This is a genomic window from Paenibacillus sp. FSL K6-4396, assembly GCF_038002525.1.
In the GTDB taxonomy this organism is placed as follows: Bacteria; Bacillota; Bacilli; order Paenibacillales; family Paenibacillaceae; genus Paenibacillus; species Paenibacillus amylolyticus_B.
Window position 1 is genome coordinate 5,394,423 of sequence record NZ_JBBOCR010000001.1, and the last position, 22,282, is coordinate 5,416,704.

The following is a 22,282-nucleotide window of genomic DNA, read 5'->3' on the forward strand; positions in this document are numbered from 1 at the left end:
TTAGCACGCCTCCCCTTCTCTTTGAGATCAAGAATAATCAGATTAGGTTGAGACCTTTTTTCTTTGCCATCTTTTCTACCTTGCGCAGCATAACGATTGAGATAATTGTATACGAAATGGCAAAAAAGATGAGAATGCACCATTCCATCCAGATCGGTGCAAGGGGCACCCAATCTGTTTTGAAACTGTAATAACGCACCATATCATACCCCCAGGTATAAGGCAGGAGATATGCGATCCAACGAACGACTGCCGGAAACTGGTCCACTGGGAAATAAGCACCTGCTACAAATTCAAACATGATAAACAAAATACCCACAATGGATGAGACCTGGCGGTACAGAATCCCCAGTAGTGCAATCATGACGCCAAGCGCCATTAATGCAACGATGACCACAAGACAGGTGACTAGAATCATCATGGATTCAGCAAAGTTGAGACCTGCGTACAGAACAAGCAGAATATACATCGGTATGAACACAATGACATTCATTAATGCACTGGCTACAACCGTCCCTACATAATACGCATAACGAGAGATTGGATTGCAGTACAGATACTCCAAAGTGCCGTTATGGAGATCATTCGTCACGGCGCCGAGCGGTGCGTTTAACGCTACTCCGTAGAACAGCCATACAAGTATTGCACCCAGATAAAAGATAAACAGGTTATCTCCTTGAAGTACATTCTCTCCCTCGTATACAACAAACGTGGACATCAGCAGGAAAAAGAGTACTCGTAGACCCAACTGTAGGAAGTTACCGAAGAAGTTGGGCAGATACCTTACAGCAATCTGCAATTCCTTCACGGTTGTTGCCCACACGACGGTGAAAAATCCGGTAGGTTTACCTATCGCTTGCAGCTTTAGCGTTTCCTGACCTGTCCCGGTTTTAGCGTATTCGATACTCACTGTTCTCTGCCTCCTGCCAATGTGTACTCTAAATTCTCATCAGACTTCACATAGAGCTGAACAAACAAATCTTCAAGTGTTAGTTGTCTATGCTGAATGGTCGTATGGATATTGCCTTCTTTTAATTCACTAATAACCGCGCCCATCCCGTCGTACAGGTTCGTGATTCCGAAGGAAACCGTGTCTTCCTCCTCACGAATAATAGTGGAAGTTACCTCCGGCAGAGCAGTGATTCGCTCCTGAATGGAAGGGGGCAAGTCTGCTCTGGGAATGTCGATGAATTCAACTGCGCCCAGATTGGATTTTAGTTCGGCAATTGTACCTGTTTTAAGGAGCGTTCCTTTACGCATCAGGGACACACGGTCCGTCATGTCCTCTACCTCAGTCAGAATGTGAGAGGTCAGAATAATGGATTTCCCCTCATCCCGCACATAACTTTTAATGAACTCACGTACACGTCTGGAGATCACGGGATCCAGGCCCTTGGTCGGTTCATCCAGATATATCACTTCAGGATCATGCAGCAGGGCTCGCATAATGACAACGGTTTGCTTTTGGCCACCCGATAATTGCATGAATTGCTTGTTCAGATGTTCCGAGAAATCCAGATACGTACTTAATTTGTCAATCTGGTTAGAAATCTCTTGTTTGCTAAGTCCGGTAAGTCTTCCAAAGAATATTAAGTTCTCTCGAACAGTTAATCTCGCATAAGCAGAGCGTTCAGTATCTTGACCCACGTATCCAATTAGTCTCCTGATGATGTTCGCATCGGTATCCAAATCGTAGCCGCCGATATTGACAATTCCGGAGTCCTTGGTCAACAGAGTCGCCAGGACTTTAATAAATGTTGTTTTCCCTGAACCGTTGGTCCCCAGAATTGTGTGGATCTCACCCTTGCGAAGCTCAAAGGACATGTTATCTAACGCTAGGTGTTTACCATAGGACTTAGTGACGTTCTCAGCGGATAGCACTCTCACTTGTTCTCCCCCTTTATGTATTGCCTGTATTGCTGAATTCATGGGAGGGCGAATACGCTATTACAGCGTATTTCGCCCCTAATGTAATCACTTTACGCCGACAGCTTCGTGTACCAGATACTCAGCCAGTTCGTAGTGATGTCCAGTATCATCAATGATATGATTCATCCACTGATTTCTTTCTTTAACAGGTAACTTTTTAGTTTCAAAGATGCCCTTGAGCAGTTCCAACGCTTCTATCATTTGCTCTTTTGAGGGTTTGTCCCCCGCATTTTCAACCTGCTCCTGAATTGCCTGGATTCGTTTGTAACGCTGAACAACACCTTGTTGATACTCTGCTTCATCCCAATTCTGGTTCGGCGTTGCCACTGCAATGGCTAAACATTTAGTTATGACTGTGGGTACTCCTTTTTTCTTCTTGCCATCCGATTGAAACATGCTGATCAATTTTTGACGTTCCGCTTTTTCGCCAAAGCAGAGCGAATTGATATCAGGACAGTTCGTTTTAGTCAATTTATTCAATACATTTTTGGGTCCCATTTCGATGGCAAGTGTGACACCGAAACGCTCAAGGTATTGAAGAATCCGTGTCCATTGCACAGGTTTGACCATCTGATCTGTCAGCAATCCCGGAATTCGCTCCACATCACCATAAGGTTGACCTGTAACATTGGATAGTACCGGCCATTTGAACATATTGTACGAATACTTTGCCAGTTCTTGACCGAGCCGCTCTGCATCTTCCGCCATCAGCGAACTATGAATGGGTGCACTGGACATTAGGGGAGTAACCTGACCATCGGCATCCAATACGGCTGCTTCGATCTCCTCCAGTACGTATTGATGACCGGACACGGCAGCTTGTGTTGGCGAATTATAACAGGAGACCACAGCTACACCCTGCTCGCCGCTGTATTGTTCACAGAGTTGCTCCACAATGGATGCGTCAATACCGTCCATAATCGTCATTGATCCTGTGCCCCGATCAATATGAATCTGCATCATTGCACCGCGCAATTTGGTGATTTGAACAGCATCGGAAAATGTCATGGCACCTGAACATACCAACGCCGAATATTCACCCATACTGTGACCTGCACAAAATTGTGGTCGAATCCCCACTTCTTCCATATACACTCTGAAAGCCGCTACATTCGTTGCCAGAAGAGCAGGTTGCATGTTCTCATTCTGATTCAGTTCAGATAAACTTCCTTCAAAACATAGTTTTGCCAGATCCACACCTGCAACGTCACTCGCTTCCTCATACGTTTGCTTGGCAATGCTATATTGATCATAGAAACTCTTTCCCATACCTACATACTGAGAACCTTGTCCCGGAAACAGCAGTGCTATTTTTTCCATGTCGTAACCTCCATTAATAGGGTTGGTGTATTAATTATTAATAATGTTCAGTTCCACATATGAAGGAATTTTCTGAATATAGCTCATGTCGTGTTCAAAAATGACAAGGTCCTCTTCCTGATGGATTTCTTTGAATCCGCCAAATTTATAGGTCAGATACATCATCCGATTACGATCGGTCATTTTGAATTCAGCCCGTATCTTGACCCCGGCTTCTTTCGCCTGTTCCAGGATATAATTCATGAGAATCGTGCCTACCCCTCGCGACATTACACGGCAAGACATCAGCAGCAGCTTCACGGTCCAGTACTCCTCTTCCAGCTCAAGCAAAGCGAGTCCAATTTTTCCATATGCTCCATACTTGTCTTCCAGTCCTGTAATGAGAATTTTGTGATTAGGAGATTGACTGAGTTGTTCCAGATCTTCATAGGAATAGGTATACCCTGTAGTGTTCAGCTGATGAGTCCGCACCGTTAACTCTTCTGCACGCTGCAGATCATCTCCCTTGAGGGGAGAAATCGTAAATGTCATGCCAAGTGAAGCAAGAAAGTCATCTTTGGGACCTGTGAATTCCTCTTCCGCCTTATTACGGATCTCATCGCTTTTGTACATTAAACGGCGAAGTCTGGAGTCCTCCGTAATAAAACGGGGATTCATCATCTCCATGTCAGGAATGTCCAGGTACTGGGCAGCATCTATGCATCGAACTTCAGCATGCTCAAACTGTACCTCTTCCAGCTCAAACATCTGATCATCCACAAAAGCAACCGTATTCGCTCCGATATTAATGGACGTTATGATGGATTGAATCGAGCTCGACTTGGAATTCCAGTGAATCTGGGGGTATAGGAAATATTCATGAATTCCGAATTCCTCAAGCTTCTCCATGGCTGTCTGATGGTCATTTTTACTGGCGATGGATTGCAGAACCCCACGCTCGTCCAGTGTCCGGATCACATCAATAATTCCCTCTCTCAAGACAACATTCTCATCTTCCAGAAGGACACCTTCCCAGATTGTATTATCCAGATCCCAGACGACCAGCTTCACCTTCTCTTGCTTTTGCTTGTCCATTACCGAACTTACCGATGGATCACCCATACCTGAACCCCTCCTTGGCATATTGTTCCAAACTATTGCTTCAAGACCTTCAGGCAGTCTATGCTGTCTTTCGTTCAATCAGTTCATTAATCTTGTTCAACGTACGGAAATTGCTCAGATCCATATCCTGGGTCTCAATCCGAATGTTGAATTCTTTCTCCAGAAACATCACCATCTGCATTGCAAACAGGGAATTGGCAAAACCCAATTCAAAAATATCCTCATCATCCTGAATTTCACGTTTGCGATAGAAACGACTCAGAAATGTTTTTACTTTGACTTTGGACTCCATGCACAGTCACCTCGTATAATTTATAGTCGATACACTTACAGAATCACGTGCTCAAAGAAGCCTTGACCGCTTTTGGCGCCTAACAATCCGGCATCCACCATCTTGCGAAGCAAGGGACATACTCTATATTTCGGGTCCTGATAACTCTCATAGAGTACATCCAATGAATGAACCACAGTATCTAGACCAATCAAATCCGCTGTGTGAAGCGGGCCCATCTTATGTCCAAAACATTTGACGAATATATCATCAACCTCTTCCGGTGAAGCTACCTGATCCTGAACGACAAAGGCAGCTTCATTCATTAGAAGATGGGATATTCGGTTGGATACAAAACCGGGAAGATCTTGTACCAGTATGGCTTCTTTGCCCATGGTATGGAGCAGGGATCTGGTTGCTTCAATCGTTGTATCCGAAGTGTGATAACCCTGAATAGCTTCGACTACCGGTTTTAACGGGACTGGATTCATAAAATGCACACCGATGACCTTGTCCGGCCGTTTGGTGATGGAGCCCACTTTTGTAATCGAAATGCATGATGTATTGACCAAATAAATGCAAGAATCGGGGCAATAGTTTTCAAGCTGTGCATAGACCTCTTTTTTCATATCCCATTGCTCAGGCACGTTCTCAATAATAAAATCTGCATCGCTCAGCGAATCATAATGGGTCGTAAACTCCACACGTGAGAGCACAGTATCCGGGTCTTCGGCATCAGCATCCTTGTTATAGAAGCCGGAAAACCGGATGTTGGTAAACAAGGCTGTTCTCGCCTGATCCAAAATTTCCTCATTCACGTCGATCAAAACCACGTTGTGCCGGGACTGCGCAAGGCTCTGCGCAACCCCTTTTCCCATGACGCCTGCTCCGATTACACCAACCTTCATTCCTATCAACGCCCCTCTGTGATCTTGCTAGAAATTGAAATTCACTTCTTCATCTACAGCTTCATCCGTGATATCCGTGACACGATCAACTTCAATATCATAGATCAATGTATCCGGCTGTTCTGAAATTATCTCAAGGATTTTCACAAAATCTTTGGCGATATATTCAGCTGTGCCAGGCAAGAACAAGCTCGTATTATATTCCAGAATAAACTCGATCGTACCCTCCCGCTCAATCGCATCCAGTGCCAGATCAAACCGTGAAACTCCACTGTCATAATCAATTAATGTGCCTTTGAAAGCCTCAATCTCTCCGGTATACATCCCTACATTTTGCAGTGCAAAATACACATCAAACAGCGGATTTCTGCTCGGATCACGTGTACTATTCACAAGTTGCACAATTCGGTCGAATTGACAGTCCTGGTGCGCAAAAGCCGATAACGTACGCTGCTTCACATCCAGAAGTAACTCCCTGAATGAGTCATCAGGCACAGGTTCGTTTCTCAGGACGATTGTATTCACAAACATGCCAATGGTGGCATCAAAGTTACCCTGTTGACGACCCGTTACAGGCGAACCGATGAGTATATCACTCTGGTTCGTATATTTATGCAACAGGACATTTAAGGCGGATAAGAGCAACATGTATAGCGTTGTTCCTGTACGTGCTCCAAGCTTGCCTATACGAGCAGTGAGTGCTTCGTCGGCATAAAAAGTCATTTTGGCTCCATCATAGGTTTTTCGATCAGGCCGTATAAAGTCTGTTGGAAGTTGCAGTGTGGGCAATGGCCCTTTCAGCGTTTCCAGCCAGAAGGCTTCCTGTGATTTAATCGAATCCGATTGCTGATACTGGTTGCTCCACTCCGAGTAATCTCTATACTGATAAGGAATATCCGGCAGGGGTGAACCACTGTACATTGACGTGATTTCGTGCATCATATTGTCCATCGACATACCATCTGTAACCAAGTGGTGCACATCAAACATCAACAGATGGCGACCGTCATCCAACGAACCAACAATCATTCGGATCAACGGTGCCGCTTCCAGATCAAACGGTCGGACAAACTGCTTCACTACATCTTCGACTGCTTCCGTTCCACGAATGACATCTGGCAACGTTTCGATTGAAAAATCCACGTTCTCGTGAATTCTCTGAATCGGCTCTCCTTGTTCCCAGTGAAATGATGTACGGAACGATTCATGGCGCTGAATCAGAGTGTTCATATAACCGTTCAACGTGAATGGGTCAAAATTCCCCTCCATAATCAACGCTTTGTTCAGGTTATAGCTGATGTTGTCCGGGTCCTGAGTGCAAAGGTAGAATATCCTTTTTTGAGCTGATGAAAGTGGATATTTTTCTTTGACTTCTGCATGAGGGATAGACTGTTGTCCGACTGTTGCATTCTCCACATCGACCAGAGATTGCAGGTGAACTCCCAGTCCCCAGATCGTCGGATATTGCAGCACATCCGAAGGATTAACCTGTATCCCCGTTTCCCTGTATATATCCGATGCCATCTTGAGTCCAATAATGGAATCTCCACCATATTCGTAAAAATCATCATACAGATCCATTTCTGTCAGTCCCAAATGAAGTGACCAAATCCGGGATAACATCTGTTCCATGGCTGTATATTGACCATCATTACGGCCGTGTAACGAGACTTCCTTGTTCAGCGTTGCCTTTCTCATCTCCACTTCAGCAATCACGCCGGCACTTTGATCCTGAATCGTGTTGTATACGTCCTCGGACATCATCATTGGCATGTCACCTACGTAGGCCATATATTCCGAGTCATAATTCAGTTCGCCGATGATAGACCGATGCACTTTACGCTGAAAAGCCTGGTCAAAGGCCTTTAATGCAGAATTTGTTAAAACAGACTTGAACACCATGTCGTCATTTACGCCAAAATCTTTGGCCATCCCGGTCTCTTTCCAGGCCACCCAATTGATCGTTAATGTACGTCCACCCCTGCGGTTGCGATACGCTGCATAAGCATCCAGATAACTATTCGCTGCTGAATAATCTCCTTGACCCGGAGAGCTGAATAATGTTGAAGTGGTTGAGAACAGAACAAGAAAATCCAGAGAGTCGTGGGCTGTTGCCTGATCCATATTCCAGGTTCCCTGGACTTTCGGAAGCAACACACGGTTAAAGGTCTCCGCATCCTTGGACGCAAGGAATCCTTCACCAGCTACCCCTGCACCATGAACAATGCCATCCACTTTGCCATACTTCTCTCTGATGTTCACCATGAGTCTTGATACTTGTTGAAGATCACCTGTATCCACGCTGTAGAGACCTACTGTGGAACCTTTGTTCTCAATCGACTGTATCCATTTAATTTTGTTGCATTGCTCCAGATCCTTGTTATCCTCCAAAATGGCTGGCCATGTTTCCCGATCAGGGAAATCCGATCTGCCTGCAAGAATCAAGGTAACGTTGTGTCTGTTGGCAAAGTGTTCTGCAAATGCTCGGCCAATGCCGCCCATTCCGCCGGTGATGAGATAGACCCCCTGCTCCTTAATGGTTACATCAGAGAGCTCAGCTCCCAACAGATCTGTCTTCCTAAACTCTTCCACATATCGTTGACCCTTCCGATAAGCAGTGGCGTAGAAAACATCATCTGCATTCATTGCATTAAGCAAAATAGGAATAGCGGTGTCATCATCTATATCCATGACTTTGCATTCCAGTTGAGGATGCTCTTGTCCAATCGCTTTACCCAAGCCAAACATCGTAGCATATTCAGGAGCAAGATGTGATTCGTGGCCGCTAACTTCGTGAACGAACTGGGATAACAGAACAATGCGCATTCGATTTCGCAATCCTGCACCCGCAATGGCTTTTGTGAGGTAAAACAAGCTATGCACCCCTCGGCATAAGGCATCCTCCAGTTCCTTCGGACTCTCGGGTGCTATATGACCATTTATGGTAAAGGTGTGAATAATCTGATCTATTCTGTGGTTCTTCGTAGCCTTCAATAATTGCAGATACTGCTCCTCCGAACCATCGATCTGATAATGAACCGGAGAGATCTTCGCATATGTTGCACCAAGAGTAACTTCAATTACATGTGCTCCACGTTCAGTAAGTTCCCGGGAGAGACTGTCACATAACGGAATTGTCCCCTTCAAAAGCAAGACGGTTTGCGGATTCGGAATAAGCCTTTCAGGATTATTCGCTTCCACCCAGCCAATGGTGTAATGCATCGTTGGTTCTTCCTTCTGCACAACCGATGGTTGAACCGCAACTCGTTCGGGAATATCAATCCAGCAACGATTGCGCTCGTAAGGATACGTTGGAAGATGCAGCCTGAAGGTTTCCTCTTCTGCGTACAATCTGGACCAGTCAATATCGGCTCCCTGTGTATAAAGAATCGATATTTCCTCCAAGTGCTGATCTTCCCATCCGTGCTCGTTAATGAGCTTCAGTACCCTGTCTGACTGCTCGTTTAATTCACGAAGTTTTTGTTCCGTCAATTCGCCAACACCTGGCTCCTTCGTCTCAGGAACCATTCGATGTTCAGATGCATAAGCAACGGGCGGTTTAATCTCGCTAAACGGGCATCCACGCAGCTTGTCCAATCGGGCTAACAGCTCTTCTTTGTCTTTAAAAGCAATGGCGATACGCAACTTGTAGTGTCCTCTTCCCTGAGCAGCTGTTCCGCACAGGCTTAACAGATCCAGTTCATCGTAACTATCGAGATAATCATGATAAGCTGCGATCAATCTGGACAGAGAGTCCTTACTTTTGGCGGAAAGAGGCAAAATATAAGGTCTGCGTTCCTCAGCTTGGACAAATGTCTGTACTGGGGCCTCTTCCAGGATAACGTGACAATTGGTTCCACTAATCCCAAACGCGCTGATCCCACAACGTCGCGGTCCTTCCTCGGAATGCCAAGTACGCAGACGGGTATTCACAAAGACCGGTGAATTGGAAAATTCAATCATTCGATTAGGTCGATTAAAGTACAGCGTCGGAGGAAGCTTTTTCTCACGCAGTGCCATAACCGCCTTCACCAAACTAATCACTCCAGCAGCCTCCGAAGAATGCCCCAAGTTGGTCTTGATGGAACTCACCGCACAGAACTGCTTGCGATCTGTGTAGCTCGACAGTGCATCGGATATGCCCTTAATTTCAATCGGATCTCCCAATGTCGTGCCCGTGCCGTGTGTTTCAATGTATGTGATTGTCTCCGGTTCAACTCGTGCATCCTCCAAAGCAGATATAATTACCTCTGTTTGAGATGCCGGATTAGGTGCCGTGATGCCTATTGAACTGCCATCCTGATTCACAGCCCCGCCTTTAATTACAGCATGGATCGAATCATGGTCATCCAGTGCCTGCTGAAGTGATTTCAGCAGTACCACTGCAACCCCTTCTCCAATACCTGCTCCATCTGCTTCATCATCAAAAGCTTTGGAGCGATGATCTGTAGACTCGATGCCAAGTTTCATATTTTCATCATCCACCGGGCACAGGTTAATCTTGATTCCGCCAGCCAGTGCATAATCACATTGCCCACTACGAATAGCTTTGCAAGCCATGTCTACAGACACCAATGAAGATGAACAGGCCGTATCAATAACCATGCTTGGGCCCTTTAGATCCAATAAATATGAGATCCGCGCAGACATCATGGCTGTCAGATTACCCACCATGGAGCTTGAACCGCTCCCAGGATCAACTTCATATAAGAGACGTGCATACAGATCTCGCAAGGTTGCCGCATATCCAAGATATACGCCCGTTTTACTGCCACTCAATCTGGTGCCGCCATACCCTGCATCCTCAATTGCAGTCCATGCAGCTTCAAGAAATAATCGCTGATTGGGATCCATAAGACTTGCTTCCTTGGGCGATAACCGAAAGAAACCTGCATCAAACTTGTCTATGTCTTCCAGATACGCGTTCTCGTTGTATTTCATCTGTGCCTGGTCATGACCTGTGAACGCAAAATGCTTGTCAATATCCACTTTTCTCGATTCCGGAAACGACCGAACCAGATCCGTGCCGTTGACGAGATGCGCCCACAGCTCCTCAGGTGTGGAAGCAAGTGGCACATTTACAGCCATGCCGATAATCGCAATATCTCCATCTCGTTCCGCCGCAGTACGCTTCTTGAGATGCATCGCTGGAGAAGGACTCTGTTCCTCCTTCTTGTTTTTTCCACCGATAAATTTTGCGAGATGATGAACATTCGAGTATTCGAACATGTCCGTAACATTAATGGTTCCTGGAAAAATCCGCTCAATCTCACTCTGAATTTTCATCAGCAGAATAGAGTCCGCACCTAATTCAAAGAAGTTGTCGTGAATATCAATTTGATCAAAACCTAATATTTTTCTGCAACATTCGGCCACACGTTTTTCCGTATCACTAAACTCTTCGTTGAGACTTCCTGTCAGACTTACTTCTCCTGCTGGATTTGTTGCTACACTCTTTGCTTTGCTCGCTTTTTCCTGCTTCTTTTTCTCCTTGAATAGTTCAATTTGCGCAGTCAGCACAGGAGAAAGCATTACCCCTGATTTTTCGAGCAGGAAGACTCCACCGTTCTCATAATTGAGATAACCTACAAGTGCTCTCGGTACATTATGGGATAACACCTGCTCGAATCCTTCAAGAGCCTTACCGGTTGGCAGCGTCTTAAAAATGGTATCGATTGTGAAACCACCTTCGAGGGCCATACCGGTTTCTTTCCAGGTCGTCCAGTTCACCACATGTGTCCTTCTGCCGAGCTTGTTCCGATATTCCCCGTAGGCATCCAGATAAGCATTGGCTGCGGTATAATCTCCTTGAACGGCTCCGCTAAACATCGTTGCTACCGAAGAAAACAGAATAAAGAAATCCAGATCATCCGAATGGGTAACTTCATCCAAAATACGTGTACCCATCACCTTAGGATTGAAGATGCTTTTAAACTGGTCATCCGTACGATTCATTAATAAGTCGGATCTTCCGATTCCCGCGCCATGGATAACCCCCCGAATCTTCCCATGACGTTGACGCAGCTCTTCTACAATTGGAACTATCTCTTCTTTTTTGGAAATGTCAGCGTTGTATATTTCAACGCTAGCTCCCATATTTTCAATATCAAGCACTCCCTGAATCTTTCGGCATAACGACTGATCCTGCTGTGCTTCCAAAATTGCTTCCCATGTTTTCCGGGGTGGAAAGGCAGTACGATTAATCCAGGCCAGATGTACCTTGTCCCTGCCAGCCAAATATTTGGATACTTCAATCCCGATACCTCCGGCTCCACCAGACACAAGATATATCCCTTCTGAATGAAGAGCTGGAAATTGTCCGTTGTTACTGTCCGACTCTGCAACAGGCTGGAGTTTACCGAATGACTGAACATACCGTTTTCCGTCTCGAATGGCGGTAAGGAAGTGATCTGTTTTTCTGAAAACAGACTCTGCACTCCCCTTGCTCCATAGCATATCTTCCACGTCGATAACTCGACATTGTATGTTCAGGTGCTCCTTACGTATGACCTTGGCAAGACCTTCTAGCGGTGCGAGTTCAGGTCTAAGAAGCTGTTCTTTGCCTGTGACATGATGGACACATTGGGTCAAAATCACCATATCCATATCATAATCAATACCATGTCTGGTCAATGAACGAACCAGATACAGCAGGCTGTAAACGCCGCGTTCCTGTGATTCATTCAACTCCACCAGATTCTGAACAGAAGTGTCCGAAGCAAAGGTAGGTGCGTAGATGACCTGTGACCATGATTTTGAATCCAAAGCATTGACTAAAGAATCAAAATCGACCTCTTTCGAACCAATTCGAAAATCAGTATCGTTCCTCTGTTCAAAGTAATCTCCCGGACAAACCTTAATGACGTCCTTACCCGATTGTTGCAAAAGCAATGCAAGGTCAGCCCCACCTTTGTCATCGGCTGTAAAGAGTACAACTCTCTCGCTTGAATGAACTTCGTTATCCTCGTACTCTCCCTCAAGCTCATGCCACGTAAGAGAAAACAATCCGTTGTCAGGGTGGACACTCTCTTCTGCTGGTCTGCTTCCCATGTCAATCCAGCACTTCTGCGGATCAAAAGGATAACCCGCCAGAGGTACGGTCTTCGTAGACTTGCCCTCATACAGACGCCACCAGTCCACGGATGCCCCTTGGACGTAAAGAGTACACAGGCGCCCCCAGTCGAATGTAGCCTCATTCATCTGGTTCAATTCTTGTCTGACCTCTTCACTTAACGCACGAACGTTTTTCTGGGTAATATCATGTCCCCCTGAAACTTCCCGATTGTCGCTGATCAGTCGGTGTTCCCCATAATGAAACCAAGGTGCTGTGAACGTGTGAAAGTCTCCAGATATAACCTGGGTTAGCTTAATGCGCAAATCCTCCAAATGTTCAGCCAAAATGATCACTCGGTGAGCATAATGTCCGCGACATGCATTGGCTGTTCGACAAACATCCAGTAATGAATACCTGTCAGGGAAGGCAGATACTCCGTCCAGATACTGTTTCATCAGGATTTGAATTCCATTAACTGATCCCGCAGACAACGTGAATGGATGAACACCCGTATGCCCATCATGCGTAACGTTCAACGTGGCCTGTACAGGAGCTTCTTCCAGCACTATATGACAATTCGTTCCGCTCAAACCAAATGTGCTTATCCCGCATCTACGCGGATCAGCACCTCGCTCCCACTCTCTTAACCTTGTATTGACATAGACGGGTGAATTCCCAAAATCAATATTCAGGTTTGGATAATTAAAATGAAGGGAAGGCGGGAGTTTCCGATGATACAATGATAAAAGTCCCTTGATCAGACTGGCCATACCTGCTGTTTCATACAGATGCCCGACATTGGTTTTGACCGAACCGATTGCACAAAATTGCTTTTTATTCGTATATTTTCGAAAAGCACGTTCCAGCCCCTGAATTTCGATAGGGTCACCCAGATTCGTTCCTGTTCCATGAGTTTCAATATAGGCCAGGGATTCCGGGTGGATACCTGCTCGCTTCCACGCTTCCTCGATTACTTCGGATTGAGCAACCGGATTGGGGGCCGTGATGCCCATGGACGTTCCATCCTGATTCAAGGCGATGCCTTTGATTACACCATAGATGTGGTCTCCATCCTTCTGAGCCTGACGAAGCGGCTTCAAAATTACTGCAGCCACACCTTCACCCATACCGGATCCATCTGCTTCTTTATCAAAAGCTCTTGTCCGGTAGTCGGTGGATTCAATCCCAATCTTCAGAAAATCATTATCCACTGGCAAAATATCCAGCTTAACGCCTCCGGCAATCGCCATGTTGCAATCCCCGTTCATCAGCGATTTACAAGCCAGATAAACGGATACTAGCGAGGACGAACAAGCAGTATCCACTACCATGGTCGGTCCTTTTAGATTAAGCAGATACGAGATGCGGGTAGGAAGCATTGACGCGATATTTCCAGTCATCGCAATAGACAACTCTTCCGGATTAGTATCCTTGATCATTTCCTTATAGTTGTTGCTATTGGCAAATCCGGTAAAGACGCCGGTATTGCTTCCTGCAAGCCTTTGCCCGCCGTAACCGGCATCTTCGATGGCATGCCATGCCGTTTGCAAAAATAAACGATGACAAGGGTCCATCAGACTGGCCTCTTTTGGAGAGAGACGGAAGAACTTATAGTCGAATTGATCCACTTCATCCAGAAAAGCACCATCCAGATATTGAAGGAATTCGTCTGAATATCCGCTTAGTCTGAGGTACTCATCCGTTACAGATTTTCGATCAGATGGATAATCACCTATGCAATCAATCCCCTGCTCAACAATGTGCCAGTATTCCTCCGGATGATTCGCATGGGGAAATTTAAGGCTCATGCCTATGACTGCTATATCCTCTTGATGATTTGCTTCTTCCTGCTTCAGCAGATTGATGACCTGAATCCCCGTCACTTTGTCAATTTTGCCGGAGGCTATGTTTTCAACAACATGTTTGTAGACTTTCTCCACAAGCTCACTCCCCTGGCCGTATTTCATCCAAACGATGAAGAATGTCTTCGACAGATACTTCCCCGTCCTGCAACTTGTCCAGCATATGGCTTAATGAGTCATTCCAATCTCCGTCCTGCTCTTCTGATGCGGATGTTATCGGTGCAGCTTGCAGGATATGTTGCTCATTGCCTGCAATGTAATTGCTGAGTTTGTCTACAGTTGTATATTCGAACAGATCTACCAGTTTGATCTTATTGGGGAAATGCCGATCCAATAACTCATGCATCTGGCCCAACATGATCGAATCTCCCCCTAATTCGAAGAAACTGTCATAAATATTGATTTCACTGAACCCTAGTACCGAACCGAAGATTTTGGCAATCAGATCCTCAGCATCGCTATATGCTCCTTCTCCTGTCCTGCCATCCAGAGTAACTTCTGCATAACCGGTCTGGTTCTGAGTTTCAGTAAAAACAGTCTTCTCATCAGTAGCGAGGGATCTCAGGTCATCAGATAATCTCACAGCAACACTTGACATCATGCCAAGCAATTTGCTTTCACGATTGATCTCGCCGACGATTACCCGATTCAAGGTCATTCCCATCGCACGATCCAGCCATGCAATGCCCTGCTCCGTAGGAATTGCGGAGAATACGCCATCCACATTGATACCGTAACGAACGCCCATCCCCGTATCTCGCCATGTGTTCCAATTCATAGTTAGGGTTCGTTTCCCAAGCTTGCTTCGATATGCAGCAAATGCATCCAGGTATGCATTGGCAGCAGCATAGTCCCCTTGGCCCGGAGCAGCAAACACCGAAGAGATCGTGGAGAAGAGCAGGAAGAAGTCAAGATTATCCTCAAGCGTGACCTGATCAAGCGCCCATGTTCCTTGGACTTTGGGACCTGTCACCGCTGAGAACTGTTCCTCCGTCTTGCGCATCAGCATGCCTTCACCAGGTACACCAGCACTGTGGACTACGCCACGAATGGGACCGCAAGTATGTCGAAGTTCATCAAATACCTCACGTAGCCTATCCAGATGCCCGATATCCACTTGATAAAATGAACATGACGTTCCTTTCTTCTCCAGATCCATCACCCGATTTATCGTCTCGCACACTTCCCTGTCTCTGTTCTGATCAAGCCATTCAGTCCACTGGTCACGCGGCGGAAAAGGTGAACGGGCAAGCAAAGCAACATGTCCTGCTCCCTTGTCAGCCAAGTACTGGGCGACTTCCAAACCAATGCCTTTCGTGCCGCCAGTAATCACGTATACACCGTCATTTTGAATTGCTGGCGAATGGCCGATCACCATCGTATCGTCCAAAGTCTCGAACTGCTCCTCATAACGAGTACCTTCCCGATAAGCAACAAGATATAAATCAGACTTTCGGCCAATCTCTTGTAACACATCTTCAGCAGAGACAACATCATCCACGTCCAGAAACTTGCAGGATATGCCCATCAATTCCTGACCTACAACTCGTCCCATTCCCATAAAAGGAGCTTGTTGTGGCTGAAGGACACGTTCATTGCCTGTCACTTCGTTCACATAATCAGATACCAGCGTAAGGCTCAGTCCGCGTTCATAACCCACATGTGCCAGCGCCTGTGTAAGATACATCAGGCTGCGAGCCCCACGCTGCTGGGTCACCTCTAATTGTTCGATACTCTCAGGAAATACTGTTTGTTCAGTCGTTGACATATGGATAATATGTGTGAATTGATACTCAGATTGAAGATCGGTTAACAAGTCCTCATACGCCTGTTTATTTGAATCAATGCCATACCATCCATCGCCTGGAGTAGAATCCTTTTGAAGTCCAATCTCTACTCTTACAACCTTCCGACCCGCAGCTAGTAATCTCTCATAGATCGATGCCGAAAGAGCAGTTTTTCCTGTGAACAATAATACATCTCCAGATTCGGAGGACATCCATGATGTCCCATCGATGGATGGCGTGTTAACCCAACGAATAACATGAAATGGTTGTTCCATACGTTCCACTTTTACCGGGGCGACGTCGGGTATGTCCAGCCAGTGTGTCTTACGCTCGAAAGCATACACCGGGAGCCGCACTTTACGAGGTGCCTGTCCGTCATTCCATAATAATGGCGGCAAATCTGCGCCCGCCGAATACAACTCACTAATTTTGACCTGCATGGATTCGTCCCTGTAGAGGCCGTTCTTCCACGCTAATGCGACTTCTTGAATTTCGGCGTTCAAATTTTCCTTCTGAACCAGAGTAAGATCATCCGGACGTCTAATCCCATCCGTACCTGATACCAATCGGTGTTCTCCATAACGATAGAAAACCTTGCCTGCTTCGCCCAGTTCAGACTCCCAAAAGTAGAGCCGGTTCAATTCATTCAAACGGGAAACAAGCTCCATTGTCGTATTCACTGCAAAAATTAATCGATGCGGATAATGACTGCGCCCAGCTTGGACCGTGTAACAGATATCCTGCAGATCCATTTGTAATAATTGCGGACCATATGCAACGTACCTTGTAACAAGTTGCTGCAAGCTCTCACGTGATTTGGCCGAAAGCATGAAAAACTGTGGCCCAACGTGAGGAACATGGTCAGACAGTTCTTTATGGATATAGTCTGTCGGTGGCTCTTCCAGCACAATATGGGCATTGGTTCCGCTCATCCCAAACGCACTGACGCCAGCTCGCCGCGGATGGCCTTCAACCTCCCACTTACGAGTAACGGTGTTGACGTATATGGCAGAATCGTAAAACGGGATATTTTCATTGGGTCGATTAAAGTGAATCGTTGCAGGCAATTCCTTGTTTTTAAGTGCCAACGCAGTTTTGATCAACCCGACGATTCCCGCTGCTTCAAGCAGATGACCCATATTGGCTTTGACAGATCCAATCGCACAGAAATTTCGTTTGTCGGTGAACATACGGAATGCATTTGTCAAACTGTTTACTTCAATCGGGTCCCCTAAAGGTGTACCCGTCCCGTGGGCTTCCACATAACCAATAGTCGCAGGATCAATGCCGGCATCATCCCATGCTTTGCGAATCACGTCTTCCTGAGCCGCCGGATTTGGTGCTGTCATCCCGGCAGAACTGCCATCCTGATTGGATGCTGATCCCTTAATGACTGCATAGATTTGGTCGCCATCCTGTTTAGCTTTTTCGAGTGGTTTTAGCATGATTACACCAATGCCTTCGCCAAATCCCGTCCCTTCCGATTCCTCATCAAATGCACGCGTGATTCCATCCATGGATTCCATGCCTATTCCCATGCGTGTATTCGTGTGATGAATCGGCATGGTATGGATTTTAATCCCACCTGCTATGGCCATTTCACATTTGCCGCTACGAATCGATTGACAAGCGGCATCTACAGCAACGAGGGATGATGAACAGGCTGTATCTACGACCATCGATGGCCCTTTCAAGTCCAGCATATAAGATACTCTTCCAGAGGTAACTGCTGCTGTGTTGCCCACCATAGCGCTGGATAGAAGAGTCGGATTGGTTTCATAAATGAGTCGTGAATACATATCGCGAATATTCGGCGAGTATCCAACAAACACCCCGGTATGACTTCCACTAATGTCTTCTACACAACCGGCATCTTCAACTGCTTCCCAGCATGCCTGCAGGAAGAGACGCTGATGTGGGTCCATCAGGCTTGCTTCCTTGGGAGACAAACGGAAAAAGGTACTATCAAACTTATCAATCTCATCAATATACGACCCTTCCACAAGAGCCACGCTGCCCTCAGGAAACTGTTTATATCGAATATAGCGATCAATGGCATCCTTTCGTTCTGCAGACAATGTGGTCCTGCAATCCAACCCGTTGCGAATATTGTCCCAGAACTCATCTGTGGTGTTGGCGTTAGGCAGTTTGACGGAAATGCCAATAATGGCTATGTCCTGTTCCGTTCCTTTGATCGTTGCATGATGTGTCATGTTGTCGCTTCCCTGGCGTTTATCTACCAGAAAACGGGCCAGCTTATAAACTGTTGCGTGTTCAAACAAATCCGTAATCATAAGTGAACCTGGATCAAGCAGTTCCAATCTGGCATGCATCGTTTTTAACAAGAGGGAATCGGCTCCCAGTTCAAAGAAATTTTCATGGATGTTAATTTCCTCGAAACCCAATACCTGTCTGCAAACATCAGCGACACGTCGTTCTGCTTCGGTGTAATCCTCTTTTTCTTTTCCTGTGAGGATCACCTGACCCGTGCCATGTTGTGAAATTGATCGGGTAGAAGCCATATCTGCTATAGATCTGGTCGTAGACTTCAATCTCTTCAATCGTTCGAGCAAATATGGAGCAACCCGAATCCCTGAACGTTCGAGTAAAGGAATGCCCCCACCATTTATGTTTAATTCCCCGATAATAACGCGGTCTACTTTTTGAGTAACAACGTCTGCGAGAGTATGGATCGCCTGTTCAGGCAAAATGGCCTTAAATATAGTATCCGCCGTAAAACCCGAACGTGCTGCCATTCCCCGCTCCCTCCAGGTCACCCAGTTAATGGCGAGTGTGTGAAGTCCCTGCTTGGTTCGTTGTGCGGCGAACGTATCCAGGTAGGCATTGGCTGCAACGTAATCTCCCATCGTCAACGTGCTGAATGTTGTAGCGACAGAAGAACATAACAGCATAAAATCAGGCTGATCTTGTCGGGTAAGTTGATCAAGCAGCCATGTCCCCCTGATCTTGGGAGCCAACGTGCGCTTGACGTCATCTTCACTCTTCTGATCGGTAGACAGATCACTTCCCGTTCCTGCGCAATGCACAATTCCACGTATAGAACCAAACGTTTTTCTGATACCATCCAACGTATGGGTAAGACGCATTTCATCGGATACATCTACGCTAAAATAAGTTACCATTGCTCCGAGACTTTCCATGGCATCTATTTCACGAATAATCTGCTGAACAGCCGTCTGGTCTTTCCCATTCTTACGAAGCAGCGGCCATTGCTCTCTGTTAGGTAATTCTGTCCGTCCCAGTAGGATAATTCGTACCTTTGCCTGACCAGCCATCCATCTCCCAATCTCTGAACCTATCCCCCCTGCTCCACCCGTTATGATGTATACTCCATTCTCAACCAGTTGCCAGTCCCTATTTTTCTGAGTCTCTGTGTCCCATTCATCCAGCTGTTCAACATAACGAATCCCATTCCGATAGGCAAAATTCTCGTTGGAGATGCCTATGCCACCAACCAACTCCGGAATAGATTCAAGTGAACTATGTTCATCTCTGTCAATGCACTGACAACGGATATGCGGATATTCCTTTCCTATAACGTTAGCCCAGCCGATCAAGGCAGCGTGCTCAGGATACAGTTCCACCTCGTCCCCCGTCACTTGATAAGCAGTTGTCGTAGCAATTGATATGCCTACAGGGCCAGACACTGCTCTCTGCACCAGAGATTTGACCAGTCTGAACAGACTCAGAGGACCCTCTATTTCCGCCTGAGAAAGATCCGCCAGATTATGCACCTGCATTCTGGGCGTTGAACTCAGTAGATGAATAACACGGGTTATATCATTGAAAGGCAATGCACCAAGCAGATGATCATAAACATCTTCTGAAGAAAGTTGTACTAGACCTGAGAGTCCTTCCATAACGGCAACATCTCCGTCAAATGTCACGGATACCAGCTTTCTTCCCAGATTACGCAAGGTGGTTTCAAGCCTTTCGCCTTCAAGGTCTTTATCTTTTCGCAATATCAGGGTTATCCCATCATCAATTGGCTGCTGCTCCTCATCGGGTATGGATGGTTCCAAAGAATCCGCGATCCAGCGTGTTCTATACATACTCCGAGTCATGTCATCTGTCTGGCGTTGATCCATGTCCGCTTTCCAGTCCAGCCAGCATATGTTCGGTTCAAACTGGTATGAAGGAAGTGGAATTCTGCGCACAGACTTTTCTCTGTACAGATCTTCCCAACTCACATCGGCTCCCTGAACATACAAATCACAAATGGCCTCCAACAGCACTTGTCTCGGATGAACATGAGGTTCAGCAAGCCATGCTTGGGCCTTCTGTCCAAGTAGTCTGACCTCCTGCTCCGTGATTTCCCCTGTACTCCGCGTGGACTCCCCTGCACCGGCTGTTATAATCCGATGTGTGCCTGTGTGTACTCCGTTTATCTCGAGATCAGGACCACCATTTGCGGCTGATACCAACTTCAATTTTCTTTCCAAATCCTTGCGATCACTGTAAGTGATCGCAAGGATTTGAGTGTAGTGCCCTCTTCCGGTATTAGCCGAGAATGATAGATCTGCCAGCGAAAGTTCAGGATTTGAAACGAGCAAGGCCTGATAGGCATGCACCAGCTTTGTTAAGCTGGCAGCACTTTTGGCAGAGATCGTTAAAATTTGCATATCCGGGATCGTTGCGGTACCTGCCCTGTGATAATGTGGCGGCTCTTCAACTACAATGTGACTATTGGTTCCACTTAGACCAAACGCGCTGACACCACATCTGCGTGGAGCTCCTTCGGCATGCCATATTCTAGGGCGAGTGTTGAGATAGACCGGAGAATCTTCAAAGTTGATTTTTGAGTTTTGACGCTGAAAATGAAGTGTGGGTGGCATCATGCCTTCACGCATTCCCATAATGACCTTGAAAAGCGAAGCCATACCAGCTACACAATCCAAGTGGCCCACATTTGTCTTCACTGAACCGATAGCACAGAATTGTTTCTTGTTTGTAAACTTTTGGAACGCTCTGCGAATGGCCTCAAACTCTATGGGATCTCCCATATCTGTCCCTGTACCATGTGTTTCAATATAATTTAGCGTCTCCGGGTTAATCCCCGCATTTTTCCATGCTTTCACCAGCAAATCTGTCTGTGAAGCGGTATTCGGCGCTGTGATGCCTACGGAAGTTCCATCCTGATTCACAGCACTTCCTTTGATGACTGCGTAAATATGGTCTCGATCCCTGAGTGCTTTGTTCAAAGGTTTGAGGATAATAGCGGCAGCGCCTTCACCCCACACCGTCCCATCCGAATCTGCATCGAACGCCTTCACTTTGCCATCCGGCGCTTCCACACCAAGCTTGTTCCCTTCATCCAGGGGAAACAAACGTATCTTTACGCCACCAGCGACAGCCAGATCACAATCTCCGTTTCGAATGGCCTGGGACGCGAGATGGATGGCTACGAGAGAAGATGAGCATGCTGTATCGAGACACAGGCTCGGCCCCTTCAGATCCAGCAAGTAAGAAATCCGGCTAGCCAGAATGGAGGCCAGATTACCTGGAACTGCACTGGGATCTGCCTGCGGCTCCAAGTCAGTGATTAATCTTTTGTAGTCATATACTTCATCGTTACGAAACCCAACGTACACACCTGTGTTGCTTCCTTTAAGTTTACCGCCCCCATATCCTGAATTCTCAATGGCGTGCCAGGCCGTTTCAAGAAACAACCGCTGATTGGGGTCCATGAGAGAAGCTTCACGGGGAGACAGGTTGAAGAAACGATAATCGAATCGGTCAATATGATTCAAAAAACCTGCTTTGGTATACGTGACCGACTCTCCCCGTGTCTTCATATAATAATCTGTGAAAAATTGTCGTTCTGCGGGAAAATCGCTGATACTGTCCACACCGTTAACCAGATTGCTCCAATATGCCTCGAGTTCCTCTGCACCCGGGAATCTGCCGGACATTCCAATAATGGCAATGTCCTTAGTCGAAACACTTTCGATATCGACCGATTCTGCCCCGGATTCCAGGAGATCATCCAGTTTAATACTTCCCATTAATCCTTTTCTCATTTTGCTCTC

General features: G+C 46.4%; 8 protein-coding genes. All 8 read right to left on the bottom strand.

Going from position 1 to position 22,282, the window contains the following annotated elements; genetic code table 11:
• Window positions 1–37: 37 nt before the first annotated feature.
• Window positions 38–910 carry an ABC transporter permease gene (locus tag MHB85_RS23690; protein ID WP_047843969.1) on the bottom strand — a complete coding sequence of 291 codons (873 nt, stop codon included), beginning with the start codon at window positions 908–910 and terminating at the stop codon, window positions 38–40.
• The gene (locus MHB85_RS23695) at window positions 907–1,887 is read right to left on the bottom strand and encodes an ABC transporter ATP-binding protein (protein WP_017686951.1); all 981 of its coding nucleotides are present in this window, start codon (window positions 1,885–1,887) and stop codon (window positions 907–909) included. The genes MHB85_RS23690 and MHB85_RS23695 overlap by 4 nt, the downstream gene beginning before the upstream one ends.
• An 87-nt stretch (window positions 1,888–1,974) precedes the next feature.
• On the bottom strand, window positions 1,975–3,249 hold the full coding sequence (fabD, locus tag MHB85_RS23700) for an ACP S-malonyltransferase (RefSeq protein ID WP_105601699.1): 1,275 nt from the start codon (window positions 3,247–3,249) through the stop codon (window positions 1,975–1,977).
• 30 nt (window positions 3,250–3,279) lie between these two features.
• Window positions 3,280–4,350, bottom strand: a complete 1,071-nt coding sequence (locus tag MHB85_RS23705) for an HAD-IIIC family phosphatase (RefSeq protein ID WP_341073810.1) — start codon at window positions 4,348–4,350, stop codon at window positions 3,280–3,282.
• A 58-nt stretch (window positions 4,351–4,408) separates the two neighbouring features.
• Window positions 4,409–4,642: an acyl carrier protein gene (locus MHB85_RS23710; protein WP_017686948.1), complete on the bottom strand. Its 234-nt coding sequence runs from the start codon at window positions 4,640–4,642 to the stop codon at window positions 4,409–4,411.
• 35 nt (window positions 4,643–4,677) lie between these two features.
• Window positions 4,678–5,529, bottom strand: a complete 852-nt coding sequence (locus MHB85_RS23715) for a 3-hydroxyacyl-CoA dehydrogenase family protein (RefSeq protein ID WP_341073811.1) — start codon at window positions 5,527–5,529, stop codon at window positions 4,678–4,680.
• Between the two features lie 27 nt (window positions 5,530–5,556).
• Complete coding sequence (locus MHB85_RS23720; RefSeq protein ID WP_341073812.1) at window positions 5,557–14,550, bottom strand: SDR family NAD(P)-dependent oxidoreductase; 8,994 nt, start codon at window positions 14,548–14,550, stop codon at window positions 5,557–5,559.
• Window positions 14,528–22,258 (bottom strand): SDR family NAD(P)-dependent oxidoreductase, encoded by a 7,731-nt coding sequence (locus tag MHB85_RS23725; protein WP_341073813.1) that lies wholly within the window; start codon window positions 22,256–22,258, stop codon window positions 14,528–14,530. The genes MHB85_RS23720 and MHB85_RS23725 overlap by 23 nt, the downstream gene beginning before the upstream one ends.
• Between the last annotated feature and the right edge of the window lie 24 nt (window positions 22,259–22,282).

Bases quoted from the DNA above. Each gene is read 5' to 3' on its own strand.
- MHB85_RS23720 (WP_341073812.1), bottom strand. From the start codon at position 14,550: ATGAAATACGGCCAGGGGAGTGAGCTTGTGGAGAAAGTCTACAAACAT.
- fabD (WP_105601699.1), bottom strand. From the start codon at position 3,249: ATGGAAAAAATAGCACTGCTGTTTCCGGGACAAGGTTCTCAGTATGTA.
- MHB85_RS23725 (WP_341073813.1), bottom strand. From the start codon at position 22,258: ATGGGAAGTATTAAACTGGATGATCTCCTGGAATCCGGGGCAGAATCG.
- MHB85_RS23705 (WP_341073810.1), bottom strand. From the start codon at position 4,350: ATGGGTGATCCATCGGTAAGTTCGGTAATGGACAAGCAAAAGCAAGAG.
- MHB85_RS23715 (WP_341073811.1), bottom strand. From the start codon at position 5,529: ATGAAGGTTGGTGTAATCGGAGCAGGCGTCATGGGAAAAGGGGTTGCG.
- MHB85_RS23710 (WP_017686948.1), bottom strand. From the start codon at position 4,642: ATGGAGTCCAAAGTCAAAGTAAAAACATTTCTGAGTCGTTTCTATCGC.